Genomic DNA, 21,605 nt, shown 5'->3' with positions numbered 1-21,605 from the left:
CCCTCTTGATCGGAAAGACCGTCTTATGAGTTCCGCCGCACCGAGTCCCACGGCCGCCAGTACCGGCCCGTCACCCACCTCGGAGCAAGGTGCAACGGCGCCGGACCCTTACGTTCCCGGACACGGGACCAACGCGTACCGGGTAAACCGCTACGAACTCGAGCTTGACTACAAGCTCAGCAGCAATCGCCTCAGCGGCCGCGCCGTCCTGCACGCGGTCACGCAGTACGCCACGGCAGCCCTGGTGCTGGACCTGACCGGGCTGCGGGCCACCAAGATCCAGCTCAGCGGCCGGCGCGTGCGCAAGTACACCCAGCGGGCGGAGCAGCTGGTCATCATGCCCGAAACCGCCCTTCCGGCCGGCGAGACCTTCACCCTGGACATCAAGTACGAAGGCAACCCTGCTCCGCGCCGCGGGTTCTGGGGAGAGGTCGGCTGGGAGGAACTGACTGACGGCGTCCTGGTGGCGGGCCAGCCCAACGGCGCCGCATCCTGGTTTCCCTGCAACGACCACCCCGGGGAAAAGGCCAGCTACCGCATCAGCGTGACCACGGATGCCAACTACCGGGCGGTCTGCAATGGCGCCCTGGTTTCGCACAGCAGCAGGTCAAGCCGCGAGACGTGGGTCTACGAACAGCCCGAGCCCATGGCCACCTACCTTGCCACGGTCCAGATCGGCCGGTACGACCTCCTCACGCTGGATCCGGCCACCACGAGCGGACACGTCCCCCAATTGATCGCCGTCCCGGCGCTGTTGGCGGACGCGGCCCGTAAAGGCCTCGCCAGGCAGCCGGAGATGATGCGGACCTTCGCGGCCTGCTTTGGCCCCTACCCTTTCCCCGAGTACACCGTGGTGGTGACCGAGGACGAGTTGGAAATACCCCTTGAGGCGCAAACGCTCTCCATCCTGGGCCGGAACCACCTGACGCAGGACTGGGAGTCCCAGCGGCTCATCGCCCACGAGCTCGCCCACCAGTGGTTCGGCAACTCCCTCACCGCTGCGACGTGGGCGGACATCTGGCTGCACGAGGGTTTCGCCTGCTACGCGGAGTGGATCTGGTCGGAGGAAGCCGGTGTTCTTCCGGTGGCTGACCGGGCGGCGGCGGCGTGGCGGAAGCTTTCGTCCGGCAGCCAGGACATCATCATCGGTGATCCGGGCCCGGAGCTGATGTTTGATGACCGCGTCTACAAGCGCGGAGCCCTCGCGCTGCACGCCCTGCGTGTCCGGTGCGGCGACCTGGCCTTTTTCGCCTTGCTGCACGAGTGGACCAGCACCCACCGTCACGCCTCCGTGTCCACCGCGGCGTTCATCCTCGCTGCTGACCAGGCCACCGGGCTGGACACCGAGGCACTGCTGCACCCGTGGCTCCACGAAGCGGCCCTTCCGCCGTTTCCTGTCCGCTAAGACCCGTGAAGCTGATGCGCGGGCGCTAATACCGGTGCGTTAGAGTCCCGCAGCTGAAAGCGCGACGGCGGCACGCAGGTCAGGCGGCAGCCCCGCCTCGCCGGGGGCGAGGTCGCGGAGTTCCGCGCGGTGCAGGACGTCCACAGTGTCCGGGGCGGTGGTGAGCCCGCGGCCGGTCATCTTCAGCCACGCCTCCTTGCGGGCCCACAGCCGGGCCCGTTCCTGCAGCAGCGCCGGCCCGGACAGCCCGGCGAGGCCGGCACGCTCGGCCCTGGTCAGGGCAACGCCGTCGAACCCGTCGAAGTCCAGCCGCGCCGGATCTTCCAGGTCCACGCCGATGGTCACACCGGGAGGTGGTTCCACCAGGGCAGCAAGCACGATCCAGCCGGAGCTCCGGGACAGGCTGAGTGCCAGCGGCGCCGGTTTGCCGCGGAACGCGTAGCCAGGCCTGCCGTGGGATAAGCCGGGGCCGGTCCCGCACCGGGGGCAGCTGAAGTTGGTGGTGAGGTCCGGCGACGGGACGTCCAGCAGCTCCGCGGCAAGCGCCCGCAGTGCCAAACGGCCGGCCACAAAGGCGGCCCGAGGGCCGGGCGCCAGGGCGGCAGCCCGGTCCAGCTCCGCGGGGTCCAGCAGCGGAAGCCGGCCAGCCGCCGTCGGGCCCGTCCTGAACCCGTCGGGTTCCGCCTTCAACGCGAACTGCCCTCCCGGATCACCGGGAGGGCAGGAACGCAGGACCGGAAGCATCGGTCCCGCCACGGAGATCAGTGCCTAGCGCTGGACGGCGCCGAAGCGCTCGGCGGCCAGGGCGACGGCGCTCTCCCGGGCTGCAGAGGCCTCGTCAGCGGTCAGGGTGCGGTCCGTTGCCCGGAACCGCAAACTGAAGGCCAGCGACTTCTTGCCTTCCTCGATACCCTTGCCGGCGTACACATCGAAGAGCGCCACGTCTTCCAGCAGTTCGCCGGCGCCTTCGCGCAGCGCTTCGAGGACCTGGTCCGCAGGGATGTCCTGCGGCACCACCAGGGCAACGTCCTGGGTGGCCACCGGGAAGGTGGAGATGTGGCGGGCCACAATGACGTCCGCCGCCGCCTCGAACAAGGCATCCGCGTTGAACTCCAGCGCCACCGAGCGGGCGGGCATGTCGTGCGCAGCCAGGAGCTTCGGGTGCAGCTCACCCGCGTAGCCCACCACCTCGCCGGTTCGCAGCGAAAGCTTCGCCGCCCGGCCCGGATGGAATGCCTGATGCGCACCCTGGCTGACCACAATCTCCACGCCCAGGACGTCCCCTGCGAGCCGGGCCACATCCAACGCGTCCGCCCAGTCCCACAGCCGCGGCGTGTGGCCCGCGGCGGCGGGTGAATCATGGCCGGTCAGGACGGCGGCCACGTGCAGCGGCTGGTCCGGGACGCCGTCGTACAGTGCATCGAGCACCTCATCGGCGGGCTTGACGCCGAGCGGCGGGATGGAATCGGTACCCATGCCCTCGGTGGGCAGGAACACGAGTCCGGATTCGAACAACGCCAGGTCGCGGAAGCCGCGGGAGTGGTTCCGCTTGGCCACCTCGATCAGGCCCGGGAGGATGGAGGTCCGCAGGTAGCCGTGTTCCTCGCTGATCGGGTTGGCCAGCTTAATCGCGTTCCGGGCCGCCCCGGGCTCGGCGACGCCGAAGGTCTCGTTGGCGGCCTTCGAAACGAACGGGTAGGCCAGCACCTCGGTCAGCCCGGCGTCCGCCAAGGCCTGGATGAGCCGGCGGCGCTGCTGCTGCACGCGCGTCAGGCCGCGGCCGGGAGGAGCCACCGGGAGGGTGGCGGGGATTTTGTCGTAGCCCACCAGGCGGGCGATTTCCTCGGTGAGGTCCTCTTTGGTCTCGAGGTCGTTGCGCCAGCTGGGGGCGGTGACCGTCCAGCCGTCGTCGGCCTTTTCCACCACGGCGCCGAGGTCCTCCAGCGAGGTGACGATCTGTTCCTCGGTGAAGTCGATGCCGATGCGCTGGGCGGCGAAGCCGGCCGGCAACGCGATGGTCACGGCGTCAGGCGCGGTCCCGACGTCGGTCCCGGCTTCGTCAGCAACGCCACCGGCGAGCTCCACCAAGAGGTCAACTACACGCTGGGCGGCGATGTCCGCCACGTGCCAGTCGACGCCGCGCTCGAAGCGCTTGGACGCTTCCGAGGGCAGTTTGTGGCGGCGGCGGGAGCGGCCGATCGAAACCTCATCGAAGTGCGCAGCCTCCACCAGGACGTTCGACGTCGCATCGCTCACCTCGGTGGCGGCGCCGCCCATCACGCCGGCGATCCCGATCGCACCGGAACCGTCCGTGATGAGGAGGTCCTCGACGTCCAGCGCGCGTTCCTTGCCGTCCAGGGTGGTGATCTTCTCCCCGGCGACGGCACGGCGGACCACAATGTCGCCGGACAGCTTGTCCTGGTCATAGCAGTGCGTGGGCTGGCCGAGCTCAAGCATGACGTAGTTGGAGATGTCCACCGGCAGGGAGATGGACCGGATGCCCGCCAGCCGCAGCCGCGAGGTCATCCATGGCGGGGTGGGCCTGGTGGCGTCCACGCCGCGGATGGTGCGGGCCACAAAGCGGTCGCAGCCGGGCTTGCCGTAGATGGGCGCGTCGTCGTTGAGCTTGACCCCGTAGCCGCCTGAGAGCTCCGCGGGGGCCTGGACCTTGGTGGCCGGATCGGTGAACTCGGTGCCCGTGGCGTGGGCGTATTCACGGGCCGCTCCACGGATGGAGAACGCGTAGCCGCGGTCCGGGGTCACGTTGATCTCCGCTGCCTGATCGTAGAGACCGAGCAGGTCCATGGCATCCGTGCCGATTTCCGGGTCCAGTCCGATCCGGGACAGGACCAGGATGCCGTCGTGGTCATCGCCGATGCCGAGTTCGCGGACGGAAGCGATCATGCCCGCCGAGAGGTGGCCGTAAGTCTTCCGCGCGGAGATCCGGAAGTCGCCGGGCAGGACCGCGCCGGGCAGGGTGACCACCACCTTGTCGCCTTCCACGAAGTTGTGGGCGCCGCAGATGATCCCCTGCACTCCGGAGGGGTCGATGCCCTCACCGGTCAGGGTCTGCGCCTGGCCTTCGGGGACCACGCGGACCTGGCACCAGTTGATGGTTTTGCCGTTGGTCTGCGGTTCCTTGACGATGCTCAGGACCTGGCCCACCACGATGGGGCCCTGCAGGGTGTCCGTGGGGCGGTGGACGGCCTCTTCTTCAAAGCCCACCTTGACCAGTTCGGCCATCACGTCTTCGGCCGTTGCCCCGGCCGGTACTGCTGCGAATTCACGCAGCCAGGAAATTGGGATACGCACTGTTAGATCTCCATCCCGAAGTGCTCGCTGAAACGTACGTCGCCTTCGATCATGTCGCGCATGTCGCCCACTTCGTTGCGGAACATCAGCGCACGCTCGATGCCCATGCCGAAGGCAAAACCTGAATAGATGTCCGGGTCGATGCCCGCTGCGCGGAGCACGTTGGGGTTGACCATGCCGCAGCCGCCCCATTCGATCCAGCGCGGGCCGCCCTTGGCGCCCGGGTGCCAGATGTCCAGTTCGGCGGACGGCTCGGTGAACGGGAAGTAGTTCGGGCGCAGCCGGACCTGGGCTTCGTCACCGAACATCTGCCGGGTGAAGTGCTCCAGCGTGCCCAGGAGGTCCGCCATGCTCAGGTCCTTGTCGATGGCCAGGCCCTCGAACTGGTGGAAGACCGGCGTGTGGGTGGCGTCCAACTCGTCCGTGCGGAACACCTTGCCCGGGCACAGCACATAGATCGGCACCTCGCGTTCGAGCATGGAGCGGACCTGCACCGGGGAGGTGTGGGTCCGCATCACCAGGTGTGCCTCGGGCGGCTCAACGAAGAACGTGTCCTGCATTTCGCGGGCCGGGTGGTCCGGCTTGAAGTTCAGCGCATCGAAGTTGAACCATTCGGATTCAACCTCGGGGCCTTCGGCAATTTCCCAGCCCATGCCCACGAAGATGTCCGCCACGCGGTCCTGGAGGGTGGAGAGCGGGTGCCGGGCACCGGCACGACGACGGCGCGGTGCGGCCGTAACGTCCACTGTCTCTTCCAGCAGGATCCGGGCGTCGTTTTCGGATTCCAGCTCGGCAGTCCGGTCCGCGAGCGCCTTGTTGACCTTGCCGCGGGACGCGCCCATAAGTTTGCCCGCCACGGCCTTTTGGTCCTTGGCGAGTTTGCCGATCTCGCGGTTGGCCAGGCTCAGCGGTGATTTCTCACCGGTGTGGGCCAGCCTCACCGCCTTGAGTTCGTCAAGGGAGCCGGCGCCGGCAATGGCGGCGATGGCCTGGTCTACAGCGGCAGTGATGGCGGCTTCATCCGTGGGATTCGGGATGGGGGCGCCCGGCAAAGTTTCAGTCATCTACTGTTCTTAGCTACGAGTCGTGGCTGCCGGTGCAGGTGCAGCAGTGCACGGTCTCCCGGCAGCGCATCCGTCACTGGCAGGTTATGTCGTGCATCCGTGCAGGACGGATGCACTCGATAACCAGGGCAGGGCCACAGGCGAAACACCCCGTTGGAAGATTACCGACTGGAGAAGTACCGGCGGCCACTATCCACCAGTCTAATTGAACCCTCCGGCTACCATGGCCTCATGACAGAACGTCGGCGGCTGGCAAGGGTCTGGCCAATGCCGCGCGTGCAGGAATCAGCTGCGGGAACGCACACTCCGCAGCCCCTGACGGCGGGCCAGCAGGCACGAAAGCTTGCCAACCTGGCCAACGGAACAACCCTGCTTGGCCTTCTTCTGGCCCGGGCCGCAGGCACGGCCCTCAGACAGGGCCCGCGGGGCCTGGTCATCGCGTCCGGTTACACGTGGCGGATCCCCTTCGCGGGAGCGTTCACCGTGGGCAACGTGGTCATCTGCCGGATCCGCGCCGAACAGCTCTTGAACCAGCCCGACCTCCTCGGGCACGAGGAAAAGCATTGCAGCCAGTACGCCTGGTGCTTGGGGCTGCCTTTCCTGCCGCTGTACTTCCTGGCTGCGGGCTGGTCACAGCTGAGGACCGGGAATCCGGCCGCCGCCAACTTCTTCGAACGGCAGGCGGGCCTGGCTGCCGGCGGTTACGCTGACGGCGGTTATGCTGACGGGCCTTATGTTGACGGCGGGACACCTGGCGGAGCCGGCGGAATCGAGGCGTGACATGGCGGACGGCACCACGTTGAGAACGGTCACCGTGACGGGGACCGGCACGGCCGAGGCGCCACCTGACCTGCTAACCATTTCCGTTGGCGTCGAATGCCGGCGCGCCAGCGTCGGTGCCGCATACGCCGACGCCGGAACAGCGTCCGCGGCAGTGTCCGCTGCGCTCCGGCAGCATGGGGTGGCAGCCCCGGACATCAGGACCTCCGGGCTTAACGTCCGGCCGGAACTTATCTGGCGCGAGGGCGACGGGCAACAGGTCGCAGGATACGTCGCGTCCAGCATGCTCACCGTGAGGGTCCGGCAGGTGGCCGCTGCTTCTGCCGTCATTGCCTCCGTGGTCGAAGCCGGCGGCGACGACGCGCGGCTGAACGGACTGGAGCTCGACTTCGCGGACGAATCCCCGATGCTGGCGAGGGCCCGCGAAGCCGCGTGGCGGGATGCCGCTGCAGCGGCGGAGCAGTTTGCTGCCCTGGCGTCAGCGACGCTTGGGCGGGTGCTGTCAGTGGCCGAGCACCCCCTTGCGGCGGGGCCGGTCCCGGTGGCCCGGCTTGAGCGGGCCGTCGCCGCCGACGCCATCGGCGTTGAGCCGGGCCAGGCCAGTCTCAACGCCGGCGTTACGGTGGTTTGGGAGCTCCTGGACTAAGGGCCCTCCCGCCCTCCCACGTCCCGCCGTGCAACACGGAGCGACGGTCCTTGACTTAAGTTCGAACATATCTTCGAATAGAGGGCATGAGATGGGATGCACAAGCACTAATGCAGCGGCCTGCCGACGACGCCGGAAGCGCGCCATCCCCCGCGCTGTTACCGCTCGCCGGGCTGGTCCGGTCAGTCACCACTCCCGAATTCGCCGGCATCACCTTCCATGAGGTCACCGCCAAATCGGTGCTCAACAAGGTGGTTTCCGGTTCAAAAATGCCCTTCGAGTGGACGGTCAACCCCTACCGGGGCTGCAGCCATGCCTGCGTCTACTGCTTCGCACGCAAAAGCCATACGTACCTGGACTTCGACGCCGGACTGGATTTCGACAGCCAGGTAGTGGTCAAAGTCAATGCCGCAGAGATACTGCGGAAGGAACTGGCCAAGCCTTCCTGGGGCCGCCATCAGGTAGCGCTGGGCACCAATACGGACCCCTACCAGCGGGCCGAGGGCCGCTACCGGTTGATGCCGGGAATTATTGCGGCGCTGGCGGACTCCGGGACACCCCTGTCCATCCTCACCAAGGGGACCCTGCTGGCACGTGACATTCCGCTCCTGAAGCGCGCTGCTGCCCAGGTTCCGGTGGGTGTGGGCATCTCGCTTGCCATGACGGACGAGGCGTTGTCAGAAGCCGTGGAACCGGGAACGCCGGGGCCGCGGGCACGGCTCAAGCTCGTCGCCCGCTTACGCGACGCCGGACTCCCCTGCGGCGTGATGGCCATGCCCATCCTGCCGTGGCTTTCAGACAGCGACGAAGCCTTGGATGCCCTCTTCGGATCCCTGGCCGCTGCCGGCGCCACGGGGGTGACGGCCGGCGCCCTATACCTGAAACCCGGCACCCGGGAATGGTTCATGCAGTGGATCGCCAAAAACCACCCGGACCTCGCCGGCCGCTACCGGCGCCTCTACGGCACAGGTTCGTATGCGTCCAAGGAGTACCGGACCTGGCTCGCGTCCAAGGTGCGCTATTTCAAGCAACGGCACGGCTTCACCAGCGGGCACGGGTTCAGCCACCGTGATCTGGAGGATGATCCCCGCAGCGAAGAAGCACAGTACCCGGAGGGCATCCTGCCGGTTTCCGGGAAGGCCGGCACGCCTGCGCGGTCCCGCACCGGGGAACCGGCACTTGGCCAGCCAACCCTCTTCTGACACACGGCGGGCAATTCAGGAGGTGCGGGCGTTGGCCACCTGGGTGCTGAGCGAATCCAGCAGAGCCTGGACGATGGGAAAGTCGGCAGGAATCCAGGGAAGACCCAGCACAGCCTGAACATCAGCCAGGTCCATCCAGCGCAGTTCATCGTGGTCCTCCAGCGGATGGGGTTCACCATCGGTGATTTCCGCTGGCCATACCCTCATGCTGGCCCGCTCATTCAGCCGCCAGCCGTCGGGGGCCTCCGCGTGGAGCTCTGCCCCGAGCCGGACCCTGACGCCCAGTTCCTCACCGAGTTCACGGTGCAGCGCAGCCTCACACTCCTCGCCGGCTTCAACCTTGCCGCCGGGGAATTCCCAGAGCCCGGCAAACTGTTCGGGAGCCGTCCGCCGTGCCACCAACAGGCGCGCGGGGTGCTCCAACGAGTCGAGAATTGCGGCGCCAACTACCTGTATCTGTTCACTCACCGCCCAAGTCTATGAGCGCGGGCCGGTGAGTGAAGCCGCACCGGCCCGGACGGGCATGTTCGTTGACGGAATCCTTTTGGCGTGGCAGGTGCTCCCGACGGTAGCGTGCCCGCATCAGGGAACACCCGGAAATAGGGAACACCCCTAATAGGGAACAATGGACGGCAGGCCTTGGTCGGCGGCCGCCTTGGAATACCTGCACCGGAATCGGGGTTGCCTAGGTTGGCCCGGCTGCCCATTTCGCCGGCACTTCCCCGGCATTCTCCCCGAATCCAGCATCCTCCCCGAAAAGCAGGCACATGAGCAGCACCACCCGAACGCCCCTGACGTCCAGAGTCAAGACTCCCAATATCGGTGCGGCCATCTTCGCTTTGGCCATGGGCGGCGTGGGAATCGGCGTCACGGAATTCACCATGATGGGACTGCTCAAGGAGGTGGAGCAGGGACTCAACATCAGCACCCCGGAAGCCGGACACCTCATTTCCGCCTACGCATTGGGAGTCGTGGTGGGTGCCCCGCTCCTCGCAGCCGTAGGCGCAAAACTTCCCCGCAAACACCTCGCCCTGGGCCTGATGCTGTTCTTCACCTTGGCCAACCTGACGTCCTACCTGGCTCCGGACTACGGCACCATGCTGGTTTCACGTTTCGCGGCCGGGTTACCGCACGGCGCCTTCTTTGGCGTCGCGGCCGTGATCGCCGCCTCCCTGGTTCCGGCCAGCAGACGCGGCTGGGCCATTTCCATGGTGATGGCCGGCCTGTCCGTTTCCAACGTCATCGGCGTTCCCGCCGCCACCTGGGTAGGCCAGACGTTCGGCTGGCGGCTGCTCTTCGTCGTCGTGGGCGCAATCGGTGCCCTGACGCTGGTCCTGCTGTGGAAATTCGTGCCGTTCCAAGCGCCCCACCCGGACGCCAGCATCCGCCGCGAACTGGGTGCACTCAAACGGTTGCAGGTCTGGCTGGCCATCCTCATCGGCATTGTGGGCTTTGGCGGCTTCTTTGCTACGTACACCTACATTGCCCACACCATGACGCTGGTGGCCGGCATTCCTGCGTCCCTGCTGCCGCTGGTTGTTGCCCTCTACGGGCTCGGGATGGTCGCGGGAACCGTGGTGGGCGGCAGGCTGGCCGACAAGTCAGTGATGGGAACCCTCTATTGGGTCCTGCCAGGCATTGCCGCAGCCCTGGTGATCTACGCCGTTGCGGTGCACTGGCCGTGGTCCGCCCTGGTCATGGTCTTTGTGGTGGGCGCGTCGGGCTCCCTGCTTGTGCCCGCCCTGCAAACCCGCCTTCTGGATGCCTCCCCGGACGCACCTTCCCTGGCATCGTCCCTGAACCACGCCGCGCTCAACGTCGCCAACGCGCTGGGCGCCTTCCTGGGCGGCGTGGTCATCGCCTGGGGGTGGGGCTTCGTGGCGCCCGCGCTCGTCGGCGCGGTGTTGGCCCTCCTGGGCCTGGCAGTCGCGATAGTCAGCGGCCTGCTGGAACGCAGGAAACCCCTGACCGCCTGATCCGAGGCAGGCGGCCGTCAACAGCCTCGCCGGCATAGAAGATCGCCGGCATAGAAGATCGCCTGAGCACAGCCGGGTGTGCAGGCCTGGGGATCAGGCCTGCAGGTCCTGTGGCCGAACGTCAGCCGGATGGTGCCCCGCGCCCGGCAGGGGGCCGCGCTGCAGATCCGGCTCCAGATAGATCACGCGGGCAATCGGGACGGCGGCACGGATTCTGGACTCGGCCCCGTCAATCGAGGCGGCGATGTCCCTCCCCGTTTCGGCGGCCCCCACGGAAATCTTGGCGGCGACCAGCAACTCCTCAGGGCCCAGGTGAAGGGTCTTGAGGTGGATGATGCGGTTGTGTCCCCCGGCCTCAATGGCTGCGCTGATCCGGACCACGTCCTCCCGGGTCGCGGATTCTCCGAGCAGCAGGGACTTTGTCTCGATCGCCAGCACCACCGCGATGGCAACCAGCAGCAGGCCAATCATGCCGGTGCCGGCAGCGTCCCAGACGCCGTTCCCGGTGATAAGGGTCATGCCCACACCGATCATGGCGAAGAACAGGCCAAGGAGCGCCCCGAAATCCTCCAGCAGGATCACGGGCAGCTCCGGCTGCTTTGCCGTGCGCACAAAGCTCACCCAGCCCTGCTTGCCCCGGGTCTGGTTGGATTCCTTAATTGCCGTCCGGAAGGAGTACGACTCCGCGGCGATGGCCCCCAGCAGGACGGCGAGCGGCACCCACCAGAAATTGCCTTCGATGGGGTGCGGGTCCTGCAGCTTTTGCCACGCTTCGAACAACGCGAAGAGTCCGCCGACGCTGAAGAGCACTATGGAGACAATGAAGGCGTAAATGTAGCGTTCACGGCCATACCCGAAAGGATGCTCCGGGCTGGCCGCCTTGCTGGCACGTTTCCCGCCAATGAGCAGCAGCAGCTGATTACCGGAGTCTGCAACGGAGTGGATGGCTTCGGCCAGCATCGACGAGGAGGCCGTGAGGATGAATGCCACGAACTTGAGGGCGGCGATGGTCAGGTTCGCGGCGAGAGCCGCAACGATCGCCTTGGTACCGCCATTTGCAGCCACGGAGACTTCACCTCTTCAGGGGTTGGAACACGCAGGATAAATTGCGGCTTCGGAACGCAGGCCGCCCACGATTACCGTACCTTTTCGGCCGAAAAATCCGTACGCGCGACGGGCACTAAGCCTGCTGACAATGGAGCGCCCTTATGTTAGCTTGAACACTAATCGGGACGATTAATCCCGACGAATATGAAGGAGGAGACATGGGTTTTCTTGCTTGGATTATTCTCGGCCTCATAGTGGGGGCCATCGTCAAGGCCGTTATGCCCGGCAGGGTCGGCGGCGGCTGGGTGACGAGCCTCGTGCTTGGTGTTGTCGGCGCGATTGTAGGCGGCTGGATTGGCAGCCTCCTGTTCGGCAAGGGTGACCTTGCCTTCTTCGATCTGGGTACCTGGATCCTTGCCATTGTCGGCGGCTTGGTCGTTGCCGGCATCTACGGCGCCATCACCGGACGCCGGGGAACCACCCGCGCACCCTGATCCCTCTCATCTGTTTCAAGTTCATACAGCAAGGGCCCCGGTATTTCCGGGGCCCTGCCTTTTAAGGGCCCGTTCTCAAGGCCCCGGAACTGCTAGCTAGCCCCGTGTTCGTGCTGGGACCGGGCACTCGCATAAAGGCACACGGTGGCGGCGGTGCCGAGATTGAGGCTTTCCGCTGCGCCGTAGACGGGGACGGCTACGCGGTGATCGGCCAAGGCCAACTCAGCCTCTGAGAGGCCCTGTGCTTCGTTCCCGAAAAGCCAGGCCGTTGGAGCCTCCAACGCGTAGACCGATTCAACGCCGGAGGAAGCTATGCGGCGGGCGGCGTTTTGGTCCTGCAGGGTGTCCAGGTTGATGTCTCCGCCGCCGTCGGCCGCAAGGATCCCGATCCCGCGGGCACGGCAGGCGGCTGCCACCTCGGCAATGTCTGCACCAAGCACCACAGGCAAGTGGAACAGGGAACCGGCCGTGGAACGGACCGCCTTGGGATTGTAGATATCAACGCTCGACGCAGTGAGGATGACTGCGTCCGCTCCGGCTGCGTCGGCTGCCCGGAGCACGGTGCCGGCATTGCCGGGGTCGCGGACCTGACACAGCACGGCGATGAGCCGCGGACCGGCGTCGAGGACCTGGTCGAGGCTCACGTCCAGGAAGCCGCAGACCGCCAGGATTCCCTGGGGCGTGACCGTGTCCGCCATGGCGGCAAGCACTTCGTCGGTGGTGAGGTAAGCGTCAGTGCCCTCGGCAAGCGATTCCAGGTCCGGGTGCCGGTCGAGGCACGCCTCGCTGGCGTAGACCTCATACACGAGGCCGGGCTCCCCCGAAGCGATCCGTTTCCGGTGCAGGGTCAGAGCCTCACGGACAGCCTGGGGGCCCTCCGCCAGGAACTCGCTGCGCTTTAAACGGGCCGGGCGCCCGGCAAGTTGCGCCACCTTCCTGACCCGATCAGCTCGGGGATTGGAGAGTGGTACATCTTGCGGGCGCCCGGTTTCGTTCATATAAGAACCTTAGTGGCTTCAGCCACCAGTCCTTGAACGGCCTTTAGTGCTACTTTGCAGCCGGAGCCGACGTGTCAGCCGGCAGGGAGTCCTTGGCGATCTTCACCAGTGCAGCGAAAGCGTTGGCGTCGGAGACAGCCAGCTCGGCCAGCATACGGCGGTCAACCTCGACCTCAGCGGCCTTCAGGCCCTGGATCAGACGGTTGTAGGTGAGGCCGTTGGCGCGGGATGCAGCGTTGATGCGCTGGATCCACAGGCGACGGAAGTCACCCTTCTTCTTCTTGCGGTCGCCGTAGCTGTACACAAACGAGTGCAGCAGCTGTTCTTTGGCCTTGCGGTACAGGCGTGAACGCTGTCCACGGTAGCCCTTTGCGCGTTCAAGGATAACCCGGCGCTTCTTGTGGGCGTTGACCGCCCTCTTCACACGTGCCACGTGCGTACTCCTTCGAAAATCTGATCCCAAGCAACTACTGCCGGAGTTACCGGCTGGCCTGAGAAGCCTTTTTGGTAGTTGACTGCTGCCCGGTGGCAACAGTCAGAGAACTTGGAACTTAGATGCCGAGCATCTTCCGGATGACCTTTGCGTCACCCTTGAAGACGATCTTGTCGCCGGCGAGGCGACGGGTCAGCCTGGAGGACTTGTGCTCGAGGTAGTGGCGGCGGTTGGCCTGCTGGCGGCGCAGCTTGCCGCTACCGGTCAGCTTGAAGCGCTTCTTAGCACCACTGTGGGTCTTCATCTTCGGCATGGGAACCGATCTCCTTACGTGTCCGCAGACATTGTCTGCAGTTCTTTCGAGCAGCCACCCCTGCAGGCGACGTGCTGGTTGCGTACTGCCGGAGGAAGCCTCCTGCAGCTTTGAACTAGGTAGTCTTCTTACCGGCCGGCTTCGGAGCTGCCTTGGGGGCAGGCCGCGCAGCAGGCTTCGGAGCAGCCGGCCGGGCTACCGGCTTGGGCATGGGGACCGGCGGCCTCGGGGCAGCCGGTGCGGCCGGAGCCGGCGCGGCAGCCTTGGCAGCTTCAGCCGGCTTGGCAGTTTCCGCAGGCTTGGCCTCGGGAGCCTTGGCCGGAGCCGGGGCTGCTTTGGCGGACTCCCGCTTGGGAGCAGCGGCCTTCGGGGCGGCCTGCTTCGGCGCTTCCTTTGCTGCGGCTTCCTTCACCGGAGCTTCCTTGGCGGGGGCTTCCTTCACGGGAGCTTCCTTCGCCGGAGCTTCAGCTTCCGGAGCCGCCGGCTCGGTCGCGTCAGCCTCGGCCGGAACTGCCGTTTCCGGAGTTGCCGCCTCAGTGGCGTCCGCCGGAGCATCCGCCTCGGGCTGCGTCGTGATGGCGAACCCTTCCGGCAGAAGATCAGCCAACGACTGGGTCAGCGGCGCCTGGTCGTCACCGGTGACATCGATGCGGCCCGATGCCTTGGCTTCGTTCTGCGCCTTGGCTTCCGCACGCTGCGATGCGCGGCGTGCCTCAGCTTTGGCCTCCGCCTTGTTCTTCAGCGGCCCCACGACCATAACCATGTTGCGTCCGTCAATACGCGGGCTGGACTCAACAACGCCCACCTCGGCGACGTCGTCGGCGAAACGCTGGAGCAGACGGATGCCCATCTCCGGACGCTGCTGCTCGCGGCCACGGAACTGGATCATGGCCTTGACCTTGTCACCTGCACCGAGGAAGCGAAGCGCATGGCCGCGCTTGGTTTCGTAGTCGTGAGTATCGATCTTCAGGCGGAAGCGGATTTCCTTCAGAACCGTGTTGGTCTGGTTCTTCCGGGCTTCACGCGCCTTGACTGCGGCCTCGTACTTGTACTTGCCGAAGTCCATCAGCTTGCACACCGGAGGCTTGGCCTGAGGTGCTACTTCAACGAGATCAAGGTCGGATTCAGCAGCCAGACGCAGGGCATCCTCAATACGGACGACTCCTACCTGTTCACCTGCAGGGCCGACTAGCCGCACCTCGGGGACGCGGATACGCTCATTGATTCTTGGCTCGCTAATGTTAAAGCTCCTGTGATTGATGTAGTAAACCCACCGGCAAATAGAGAAGGCCCCCAATTGCCGGAGCAATCGAAGGCCTCGATGATCGGATGCACGCTCCCCCGACGGGAAATCGTGCGCAGGTTCCCGGGCACAACGCCCGATGAATCTGTCCGACCGGTACCCGGCAACCTTGCTTCCCTGGAAGAAACTTCCAGCGGGAAAACGGCTGACGCGGGTGGGAGAGAACTCCGCTTGCAAACTGCATGCCATTCTACAGAAAAAATCCCTCACGACACAGCGGGGCGCCGGTGGGACATTAACACAGCAAAATAACGACATTCAGTCGGTCTGTGACAAGCTTACCAGTATGAGTACCCCAGACAGCAATTCACACGTTTTCGAGGCCGCACCCGCCGAGGCGAACGTGAGCCAGCAAATCCGCGACATCTCCGAGGTGCCGGCCATCGAGGTCATCACCACCGCGGCCGTTCACCTCATGAGCGCAGCAGCAGTCAAGCTCGGCCTCGCCGCCGAGGACAACGCGGAGGAACTGAAGGACCTGGATGAGGCCCGCAAACTCATCACCGCCCTTGCCGGCCTGGTAACGGCCGCCGCCCCGGAAATCGGTTCCCAGCACGCCGGACCGTTGCGCGATGGCCTCCGGTCCCTGCAGCTCGCCTTCAGGGAAGAGTCCGCCATTCCCGATGCCCCGGGCAAGGGCCCGGGCGAAAAGTACACCGGCGCGGTCAACTGACCCAACGCGGCAGTTCATTCACGAGTAAATAGCGACGGCGGCGGGCGGACCATACTGGTCAGCCCGCCGCCGTCGTTGGTTCTCCCTGGCACTCATCGAAAAGGTCAGGCGGCCACCCTGCGCCGCCGCAGGGCCTGAAGCAACAGCCCCACCACGCAGAGCACAACGCCGGCCACCCCCACCGCCACAAAGCCGCCGGACGGGCCTGCCCCGTCGATGAAGATACCGGCGAGCGGCGCCCCCAGCGCCACGCCTGCCGTCAGCGCGGAGCCGTACCAGCCCATCGCCTCGCCGCGACGGTCCTCGGCCACCAGGTCCGCTACCTTTTCCGAAGCGGCGGAGAGTACCGGCGCGCAGAGCAGTCCCGGAAGAACCGAGATGAAAGCCAGTGTCCAGGTATCCCGCGCGAAGCCCATGGGGATGGTCAGGGCTGCCATGCCGAGGAGCAGCAGGGTCGGTGACACCGGCCGGTGCATGGCGCCGTAGACCAGCCCGCCGATGACGGAGGCGGCGCACCAAAAGAGAAAGACAATGCCGATTTCGTTTTGGCGGCCGCCGGTTTCCAGGGCGGCGACAATTCCGACGTCGGTGCCGCTCAGCACCATCCCTGTTCCCGCCGCTATCGAAAAGACCGCAGCCACAGCGGCAGTAAACCAGGCAAAATTGTGGGCCACCTTCCTGCGCAGGCTGCGGCCACCGCGGGCAGTTTCCGCGCCGGCCGGGACAAGGTCTGCCGCAGCCTCCTGCACGTGGACCGGCGCCGCGGACACCACCGCCACCTCCGCAGCATGGCGCTGGTCCTCTTCCGCCTCCTGAGTCCGGGTGGCGCTGCGGGTGGGCGGGTTGAACCACATCAGGAACAGGCCCGCCAGGGACGAGGACACTCCTACGACGCTCAGACCCAGGGCGGTGAAGCCGCTGGTCGCCACCACGGCGCCGGCGGCAGGACCGATCATGAACACCACCTCGGTGGCGATCGAGTCCAGGGCAAAAGCAGTCCGCCGCTGGGTGCCGTCCGCGAGAACGCCCAGGGACTGGCGGATCACGCTGAAGATCGGCAGGGTCAGCAGGCCACCGATGAACACCAACGGCAGCAGCAGTTCGTAGCTGACATACGGGACCACGGACCAGATGACGGCTTCGGAGACAACTGACGGGATGAGGGCCCGGCGCAGGCCGACCCTGTCAACGCGCCGGCCCCGCCATGGCGCCCCAACAGCGATCCCGATGGTCATCACCGCCGCAGCTGCACCGGCGGCGGCGTAGCCCTTTTCCAGGGAAAGGACGATGTGCAGGGTAAGCAGGAGCCCCGCGGCAGAATGCGGGATGCGGGCCACCATACCCACAAGCAGGAGCCGCCTGATGGGCTCGACGGCGAGCAACTCCCGGTAGAGAGCGAAATTCACGGAGAATCCTTTGGGTCTGGCACGGGCAGCCCGGGGGTCTCCCGCTGACCGTCAGCTACTGAACCGCGCGCCGCAACTTTATTTCCATCGAATCGACTCGCTCCCCAAACAATACATTCCGCGACCAGGCTGCTTGAAGTCCGCCGACGAGCTCCTGCACCGCGGCGGCATCAAGGCCGTCCTCAAGGTAGAGAACCACCTGCAGCTCGGGCCCGGCGCCGCCCCCGGAGAGTGGCAGTCCACCACCGGTCACGGCAGCAACTCCGGAGCCCGGGAGCAACTCGACGCTGCGGACGGCGGGGAACCCTCCCGCCGCGGCCGACATTTCGGCGGCCAGCGCGGCATCGGCGTATGAGGGAACCCATTCCTGCTGCTGTGCCAGTGCCCACACGGCGGGCCGACGGATGACGAGGGTCACGTCCGAGCCCGGGTCAAGCACCAATAATTGGGCCCCTTCTGCCACAGCTGACAGCGCGGCACGGGCCGCGTAGACAGCTACTGGCCGGGCGTCCGGGTGCCACGCAGCCAGGCGCTCGGCGGACGTGAAGGCAGGCATGGCTTTGCGGCCGTCTGCAGCCATCAGGGTGACCAGTGCCATGTCTGCCTGCTTATCCGCGGTCAGGCCGTCCACGCCCTCTGCTTCGGCGCCGAGCCGGGCAATGATCGGGATGAAAACGCGGGCAGTGGCAAGGGAGCTCACCACGGCCGCTTCGTCACCGGTCCCGCCACGCAGCGCCTCGACGGCCGCAAGGTATCCGGCGTCGGCCGTTCCGTCGTCGTCCTCGAAGTTGTGGATCCTGGCGTCGTCCCCTGCAAGGCTCCGCCCCTCCCACGGCCTCCCCGCCGAGTCCGCCGGGCCACCCGCTCCTGCCAGGGCAGCAGCGATGTGTCCGGGAAGGTGGCGCTGAACGGGCGCCCCGCCGGCCGGTCCTGGGTTCTGCGCGCTGTTCATGAGGTCCGGTTAGCGGCGGCCGGCGACGTCGAGGGCTTCGGGCAGCGTAAACGCACCGGCGTACAGCGCCTTACCCACAATCGCCCCCTCCACGCCCAGGGGCACCAGGGACCGGAGGACTTTCAGGTCGTCGAGGCTGGAGATGCCGCCGGAGGCCACCACAGGTTTGCCGGTTTTCTCCACCATTTGACGGAGCAGTTCCACGTTCGGGCCCTGCAGGGTGCCGTCCTTGGTCACGTCGGTGACAACGTACCGCGAGCAGCCTGCGTCTTCCAGGCGGCCCAGGACCTCCCAGAGGTCGCCGCCCTCCTTGGTCCAGCCCCGGCCCGCGAGCGTTGTTCCACGGACATCGAGGCCGACGGCGATCTTGTCGCCAAAGCGCTCGATGGCCTTGCGCGTCCAGTCCGGGTTCTCCAGTGCCGCGGTCCCAAGGTTGACCCGGGCCACGCCGAGATCAAGGGCCGCCTCGAGGGACTCGTCATCCCGGAGGCCGCCGGACAGTTCCACCTTGATGTCCAGCCGCCCGACGACTTCGCGAAGCAGTTCGGCGTTGGAGCCGCGGCCGAAGGCAGCGTCAAGGTCAACCAGGTGCACCCACTCGGCGCCCTGCTGCTGCCAGTTGAGGGCCGCTTCCAGGGGTGTGCCGTAGCTGGTCTCGCTGCCGGCCTCCCCCTGAACCAGCCGCACGGCCTGGCCGTTAACGACGTCGACGGCGGGCAGCAGTTCAAGAACCGGCAGGTCGGTTGCGGTGGTCATCTCGGGTCCTCTTCAGATTGCGTTGCGGGTGGAGCGGAATGCAGCGGGTGCCGGATTCCGGTGCGGCGGCAGGCGCCTAAGTGCCGGGAAGCGTCAGCAGGTAGGCGGCCAACAACGCCATCCCGGCCAGGACGTAGAAACTGATCTGGGTCCACAGGGGTTTGCGCTGCTGCCGGAAGGACAAGGCACCACCCACCAGGAGGCCGGCCAGGCCCATCAGAACAATCGACCACATCTAGGCGGGATCCGTTGGGGTGTTCTTACGGAGGCTGTCCACCCAGTTGCGGAGCAGCCGCCCGCCGGCGTCACCGGACTTTTCCGGGTGGAACTGCGTGGCGCAAAGCGGCCCGTTTTCCACCGCGGCGATGAACCGGGCACCGTGCTCGGACCAGGTCACCAGCGGTGCCGTCATCCGCGGCTGGATCACATCAAAGTTCCAGTCCTGGACACCGTAGGAGTGGACGAAGTAGAACCGTTCGTTTTCAACGCCCGCGAAAAGCTTTGAGCCTTCAGGCACCTGCACGGTGTTCCAGCCCATGTGCGGCACCACCTCAGCGGGAAGGAGCTCCACCTTGCCCGGCCATTCCCCCATGCCCTCGGCTTCGGTCCCGTGCTCAACACCGGCTTCGAACATCACCTGCAGGCCCACACAGATAGCCAGGACCGGACGTCCGCCGGCAACGCGACGGCCGATCAGCCGGATGCCGTCCACGGCTTTGAGCTCGCGCATCACAGTTTCGAAGGCCCCGACGCCGGGTACCACCAGGCCGTCCGCGTTCAGAACATCCTCGGGCTTGGAGCTCAGGATGACCTCCGCACCGGCGCGTTCGAGGGCACGCACGGCCGAGCGGACATTGCCTGAACCATAGTCAAGAACGGTGACGGTGGGTTTGCCCTCGGCCGATACTGGCTTCTTCAGTGTGGCGGGATCGATGACCGCGCCGTCACGAAGAATCTGGCCGGTCACAGGGCACCCTTGGTGGACGGAATCCCCTCAACCCGCGGATCGGGTTCGATGGCGGCACGCAGGGCACGGGCGAACGCCTTGAACTGTGCTTCGACAATGTGGTGCGGGTCGCGGCCGGCGATGACGTTCATGTGCAGGCAGATGCCCGCGTGCAGCGTGATGGCCTCAAAGACGTGACGGGTCAGCGAGCCGGTGAAGTGGCCGCCGATGAGGTGGTATTCCTGCCCGGCGGGTTCACCGCCGTGAACCAGATACGGGCGGCCGGAGACATCCACAACGGCGTTCGCGAGGGCTTCGTCAAGGGGCACGGTGGCCTCGCCGAACCTGCGGATGCCGGCTTTGTTGCCCAGCGCCGTGCGCAAAACCTCACCGAAGGTGATGGCGACGTCCTCCACCGTGTGGTGGACATCAATGTGGGTGTCACCGGTCGCCTTGACTGTCATGTCGATGAGCGAGTGCTTGCACAGCGCCGTCAGCATGTGGTCGTAGAACGGAACTGACGTGTCGATGTCCGATACGCCGGTGCCGTCAAGGTTGATCTCCACGAGCACTGACGATTCACTGGTGGCACGCTCCATGCGTGCGGTCCGGGTTTCGGCAGCGTTCGATCCGGTGGAACTCATGATTATCTGGTCCTTTAGCGCAGGAGTGGTGGGGCGCGCTGAGGCGCCGGTACTTCAAGTCTAGGCGGGGAGCTTCGCCTGGGTGGCCAGGATGGCTTCCAGGGAGGTGAGGAAGGCTGTGGTTTCCCTCTCAGTTCCCGCCGTGACCCGCAGGTGGCCGGGGATCCCGACGTCCCGGATCAGCACGCCCTCGTCCAGCAATTGCTGCCAGACCTGGTGCGGGCTTTCCAAGCCGCCGAAGAAGACATAGTTGGAATCCGAGGCCGCCGGCTTGAGTCCCATCCGGGTCAGCTCGGTGACAATGCGGTCCCGCTGCTCCTTGATGTCCCGGACGTCTGCCATTAAGGCTGTCCGGTGCTGGAGCGCGGCCAGCGCCGTCGCCTGGGTAATGGCGGAGAGGTGGTACGGCAACCGGACCAGGCGCAGGGCGTCCGTCACCTCGGGCGCGGCAGCCATGTAGCCCAGGCGTGCCCCGGCGAGGGCGAATGCCTTGCTCATGGTGCGCGAGACAATCAGGCGTTCCCTGCCCGGCAGCAGGGTAAGCGCGCTGGGCGTTCCGTCATGGGCAAACTCGTGGTACGCCTCGTCGACGATCACGATGGTCTGGCTGGCCTCGCCGGCCGCGTAGACGGCCTCCACCACATCCAGGCCGAGGCCCGTGCCGGTGGGGTTGTTGGGCGAACACAGGAAGACGATGTTCGGCTGGAGGTCCTTGACCTGGGCCGCCGCCGATTCGGCGCTCAGGCCGTACCCCTCTGCGCGCTGGCCGACGATGTATTCGGTGTCGGTGCCGCTTGCCAGCAGTGGGTACATCGAATACGTGGGCGGGAAGCCGAGAGCCTTCCGGCCGGGTCCGCCGAATGCCTGCAGGATCTGCTGGAGAACCTCGTTGGAGCCATTGGCTGCCCAGATGTTGGCGGCGTCGAGTCCGTGGCCGAGGTATTCGGCCAGCGCCTCCCGGAGTTCGGTGAACTCACGGTCCGGATAGCGGTTGAGACCGGCTGCGGCCTCCGTTACCGCTGCGGCGATGGCGGCCTGGACATCCGCCGGAACGCCATGAGTGTTCTCATTAACGTTCAGCAGGATGGGGACATCCAACTGCGGCGCACCGTACGGCGCAAGGCCACGAAGGTTGGTCCGGAGGGGAAGTCGGTTCAGGCGCTCTAGCTGGTCATTCACCTGAACAGTTTAGTTCCGAAGCAGGCGGCCGAAAAATGTGACGGCTGCCGGCGGCCTGGAACCCGGTATGCCGCCC

Annotated in this window: 22 protein-coding genes and 2 pseudogenes; 8 read left to right on the top strand and 16 right to left on the bottom strand. The window is 66.2% G+C overall.

Features of this window, described 5'->3' with window-relative positions; translation table 11 throughout:
- The first annotated feature begins 25 nt into the window (after positions 1 to 25).
- On the top strand, positions 26 to 1,405 hold the full coding sequence (locus PY310_RS16160; RefSeq protein WP_275215483.1) for a M1 family metallopeptidase: 1,380 nt from the start codon (positions 26 to 28) through the stop codon (positions 1,403 to 1,405).
- Positions 1,406 to 1,444: 39 nt separating this feature from the next.
- Here PY310_RS16160 and PY310_RS16155 read toward each other — a convergent pair whose 3' ends face one another.
- The 3 genes from PY310_RS16155 to pheS are packed head-to-tail and all read right to left on the bottom strand — an operon-like array spanning position 1,445 to position 5,781.
- Positions 1,445 to 2,161 (bottom strand): 4'-phosphopantetheinyl transferase family protein, encoded by a 717-nt coding sequence (locus PY310_RS16155; RefSeq protein ID WP_275215482.1) that lies wholly within the window; start codon positions 2,159 to 2,161, stop codon positions 1,445 to 1,447.
- A 12-nt stretch (positions 2,162 to 2,173) separates the two neighbouring features.
- Positions 2,174 to 4,717, bottom strand: a complete 2,544-nt coding sequence (pheT, locus tag PY310_RS16150) for a phenylalanine--tRNA ligase subunit beta (protein WP_275215481.1) — start codon at positions 4,715 to 4,717, stop codon at positions 2,174 to 2,176.
- 2 nt (positions 4,718 to 4,719) lie between these two features.
- Positions 4,720 to 5,781, bottom strand: coding sequence for a phenylalanine--tRNA ligase subunit alpha (gene pheS, locus PY310_RS16145; protein WP_275215480.1), 1,062 nt, complete (start codon positions 5,779 to 5,781; stop codon positions 4,720 to 4,722).
- Positions 5,782 to 6,096: 315 nt separating this feature from the next.
- Here pheS and PY310_RS16140 point away from each other — a divergent pair, with 315 nt between their 5' ends.
- The 3 genes from PY310_RS16140 to PY310_RS16130 all read left to right on the top strand — a co-directional run bounded on the left by PY310_RS16140 (position 6,097) and on the right by PY310_RS16130 (position 8,409).
- A complete protein-coding gene (locus PY310_RS16140) occupies positions 6,097 to 6,561 on the top strand; it encodes a hypothetical protein (protein ID WP_419095507.1) in 465 nt (154 codons plus the stop codon).
- 1 nt (position 6,562) lies between these two features.
- Positions 6,563 to 7,207 (top strand): SIMPL domain-containing protein, encoded by a 645-nt coding sequence (locus PY310_RS16135; protein ID WP_275215479.1) that lies wholly within the window; start codon positions 6,563 to 6,565, stop codon positions 7,205 to 7,207.
- Positions 7,208 to 7,293: 86 nt separating this feature from the next.
- On the top strand, positions 7,294 to 8,409 hold the full coding sequence (locus PY310_RS16130; protein WP_275215478.1) for an Rv2578c family radical SAM protein: 1,116 nt from the start codon (positions 7,294 to 7,296) through the stop codon (positions 8,407 to 8,409).
- 15 nt (positions 8,410 to 8,424) lie between these two features.
- Here the strand turns inward: PY310_RS16130 and PY310_RS16125 are convergent, their stop codons facing one another.
- A complete protein-coding gene (locus tag PY310_RS16125) occupies positions 8,425 to 8,877 on the bottom strand; it encodes a (deoxy)nucleoside triphosphate pyrophosphohydrolase (RefSeq protein WP_275215477.1) in 453 nt (150 codons plus the stop codon).
- 299 nt (positions 8,878 to 9,176) lie between these two features.
- On the opposite strand from PY310_RS16125, the gene PY310_RS16120 reads away from it, so the two are divergent.
- Entirely contained in the window at positions 9,177 to 10,385 is a 1,209-nt protein-coding gene (locus tag PY310_RS16120; RefSeq protein ID WP_275215476.1) for an MFS transporter, read from the top strand.
- Between the two features lie 93 nt (positions 10,386 to 10,478).
- Here the strand turns inward: PY310_RS16120 and PY310_RS16115 are convergent, their stop codons facing one another.
- On the bottom strand, positions 10,479 to 11,450 hold the full coding sequence (locus PY310_RS16115) for a cation diffusion facilitator family transporter (protein ID WP_275215475.1): 972 nt from the start codon (positions 11,448 to 11,450) through the stop codon (positions 10,479 to 10,481).
- Positions 11,451 to 11,650: 200 nt separating this feature from the next.
- On the opposite strand from PY310_RS16115, the gene PY310_RS16110 reads away from it, so the two are divergent.
- A complete protein-coding gene (locus PY310_RS16110; RefSeq protein ID WP_275215474.1) occupies positions 11,651 to 11,926 on the top strand; it encodes a GlsB/YeaQ/YmgE family stress response membrane protein in 276 nt (91 codons plus the stop codon).
- A gap of 92 nt (positions 11,927 to 12,018) precedes the next feature.
- On the opposite strand, the gene PY310_RS16105 is transcribed toward PY310_RS16110, so the two are convergent.
- The 3 genes from PY310_RS16105 to rpmI form a co-directional block, all read right to left on the bottom strand.
- Positions 12,019 to 12,924, bottom strand: a complete 906-nt coding sequence (locus PY310_RS16105) for a TrmH family RNA methyltransferase (protein WP_275215473.1) — start codon at positions 12,922 to 12,924, stop codon at positions 12,019 to 12,021.
- Between the two features lie 49 nt (positions 12,925 to 12,973).
- Positions 12,974 to 13,357: a 50S ribosomal protein L20 gene (rplT, locus tag PY310_RS16100; RefSeq protein ID WP_164201051.1), complete on the bottom strand. Its 384-nt coding sequence runs from the start codon at positions 13,355 to 13,357 to the stop codon at positions 12,974 to 12,976.
- Between the two features lie 118 nt (positions 13,358 to 13,475).
- Complete coding sequence (rpmI, locus tag PY310_RS16095; protein ID WP_009358635.1) at positions 13,476 to 13,670, bottom strand: 50S ribosomal protein L35; 195 nt, start codon at positions 13,668 to 13,670, stop codon at positions 13,476 to 13,478.
- Between the two features lie 209 nt (positions 13,671 to 13,879).
- On the opposite strand from rpmI, the pseudogene PY310_RS21670 reads away from it, so the two are divergent.
- Positions 13,880 to 14,104 (top strand): annotated as a pseudogene (locus PY310_RS21670) (hypothetical protein); the annotation flags it as partial.
- Positions 14,105 to 14,466: 362 nt separating this feature from the next.
- On the opposite strand, the pseudogene infC reads toward PY310_RS21670, so the two are convergent.
- Positions 14,467 to 15,162: pseudogene (infC, locus tag PY310_RS21665) on the bottom strand (translation initiation factor IF-3); the annotation flags it as partial.
- A 97-nt stretch (positions 15,163 to 15,259) separates the two neighbouring features.
- Between infC and PY310_RS16085 the strand changes: the two are divergent.
- Positions 15,260 to 15,646 carry a DUF1844 domain-containing protein gene (locus tag PY310_RS16085; RefSeq protein ID WP_275215471.1) on the top strand — a complete coding sequence of 129 codons (387 nt, stop codon included), beginning with the start codon at positions 15,260 to 15,262 and terminating at the stop codon, positions 15,644 to 15,646.
- 104 nt (positions 15,647 to 15,750) lie between these two features.
- On the opposite strand, the gene PY310_RS16080 is transcribed toward PY310_RS16085, so the two are convergent.
- From PY310_RS16080 to PY310_RS16050, 7 genes are all read right to left on the bottom strand, one after another.
- The gene (locus PY310_RS16080; protein ID WP_275215470.1) at positions 15,751 to 17,052 is read right to left on the bottom strand and encodes an MFS transporter; all 1,302 of its coding nucleotides are present in this window, start codon (positions 17,050 to 17,052) and stop codon (positions 15,751 to 15,753) included.
- A 55-nt stretch (positions 17,053 to 17,107) separates the two neighbouring features.
- The gene (locus tag PY310_RS16075; protein WP_275215469.1) at positions 17,108 to 18,004 is read right to left on the bottom strand and encodes an SseB family protein; all 897 of its coding nucleotides are present in this window, start codon (positions 18,002 to 18,004) and stop codon (positions 17,108 to 17,110) included.
- Positions 18,005 to 18,013: 9 nt separating this feature from the next.
- Positions 18,014 to 18,760, bottom strand: coding sequence for a bifunctional 1-(5-phosphoribosyl)-5-((5-phosphoribosylamino)methylideneamino)imidazole-4-carboxamide isomerase/phosphoribosylanthranilate isomerase PriA (gene priA / locus PY310_RS16070; protein ID WP_275215468.1), 747 nt, complete (start codon positions 18,758 to 18,760; stop codon positions 18,014 to 18,016).
- A gap of 76 nt (positions 18,761 to 18,836) precedes the next feature.
- Positions 18,837 to 18,995, bottom strand: coding sequence for a hypothetical protein (locus PY310_RS16065; protein WP_275215467.1), 159 nt, complete (start codon positions 18,993 to 18,995; stop codon positions 18,837 to 18,839).
- Positions 18,996 to 19,727, bottom strand: a complete 732-nt coding sequence (hisH, locus tag PY310_RS16060; protein WP_275215466.1) for an imidazole glycerol phosphate synthase subunit HisH — start codon at positions 19,725 to 19,727, stop codon at positions 18,996 to 18,998.
- The gene (gene hisB, locus PY310_RS16055) at positions 19,724 to 20,350 is read right to left on the bottom strand and encodes an imidazoleglycerol-phosphate dehydratase HisB (protein ID WP_275215465.1); all 627 of its coding nucleotides are present in this window, start codon (positions 20,348 to 20,350) and stop codon (positions 19,724 to 19,726) included. The genes hisH and hisB overlap by 4 nt, the downstream gene beginning before the upstream one ends.
- A gap of 60 nt (positions 20,351 to 20,410) precedes the next feature.
- Positions 20,411 to 21,529: a histidinol-phosphate transaminase gene (locus PY310_RS16050; protein WP_275215464.1), complete on the bottom strand. Its 1,119-nt coding sequence runs from the start codon at positions 21,527 to 21,529 to the stop codon at positions 20,411 to 20,413.
- Positions 21,530 to 21,605 lie beyond the last annotated feature (76 nt).

The organism is Pseudarthrobacter naphthalenicus (genome assembly GCF_029076445.1).
Lineage (GTDB): Bacteria > Actinomycetota > Actinomycetes > Actinomycetales > Micrococcaceae > Arthrobacter > Arthrobacter naphthalenicus.
Note: the sequence above shows the minus strand (reverse complement) of the source record. Positions and strands in the feature narration are given on the sequence as shown.

Coding starts and splice junctions, on each gene's coding strand:
- PY310_RS16160 (WP_275215483.1), top strand. CDS start 26: ATGAGTTCCGCCGCACCGAGTCCCACGGCCGCCAGTACCGGCCCGTCA.
- pheS (WP_275215480.1), bottom strand. CDS start 5,781: ATGACTGAAACTTTGCCGGGCGCCCCCATCCCGAATCCCACGGATGAA.
- PY310_RS16135 (WP_275215479.1), top strand. CDS start 6,563: ATGGCGGACGGCACCACGTTGAGAACGGTCACCGTGACGGGGACCGGC.
- PY310_RS16130 (WP_275215478.1), top strand. CDS start 7,294: ATGAGATGGGATGCACAAGCACTAATGCAGCGGCCTGCCGACGACGCC.
- PY310_RS16120 (WP_275215476.1), top strand. CDS start 9,177: ATGAGCAGCACCACCCGAACGCCCCTGACGTCCAGAGTCAAGACTCCC.
- PY310_RS16110 (WP_275215474.1), top strand. CDS start 11,651: ATGGGTTTTCTTGCTTGGATTATTCTCGGCCTCATAGTGGGGGCCATC.
- PY310_RS16105 (WP_275215473.1), bottom strand. CDS start 12,924: ATGAACGAAACCGGGCGCCCGCAAGATGTACCACTCTCCAATCCCCGA.
- rpmI (WP_009358635.1), bottom strand. CDS start 13,670: ATGCCGAAGATGAAGACCCACAGTGGTGCTAAGAAGCGCTTCAAGCTG.
- PY310_RS16085 (WP_275215471.1), top strand. CDS start 15,260: ATGAGTACCCCAGACAGCAATTCACACGTTTTCGAGGCCGCACCCGCC.
- PY310_RS16075 (WP_275215469.1), bottom strand. CDS start 18,004: ATGAACAGCGCGCAGAACCCAGGACCGGCCGGCGGGGCGCCCGTTCAG.
- priA (WP_275215468.1), bottom strand. CDS start 18,760: ATGACCACCGCAACCGACCTGCCGGTTCTTGAACTGCTGCCCGCCGTC.
- PY310_RS16065 (WP_275215467.1), bottom strand. CDS start 18,995: ATGTGGTCGATTGTTCTGATGGGCCTGGCCGGCCTCCTGGTGGGTGGT.
- hisB (WP_275215465.1), bottom strand. CDS start 20,350: ATGAGTTCCACCGGATCGAACGCTGCCGAAACCCGGACCGCACGCATG.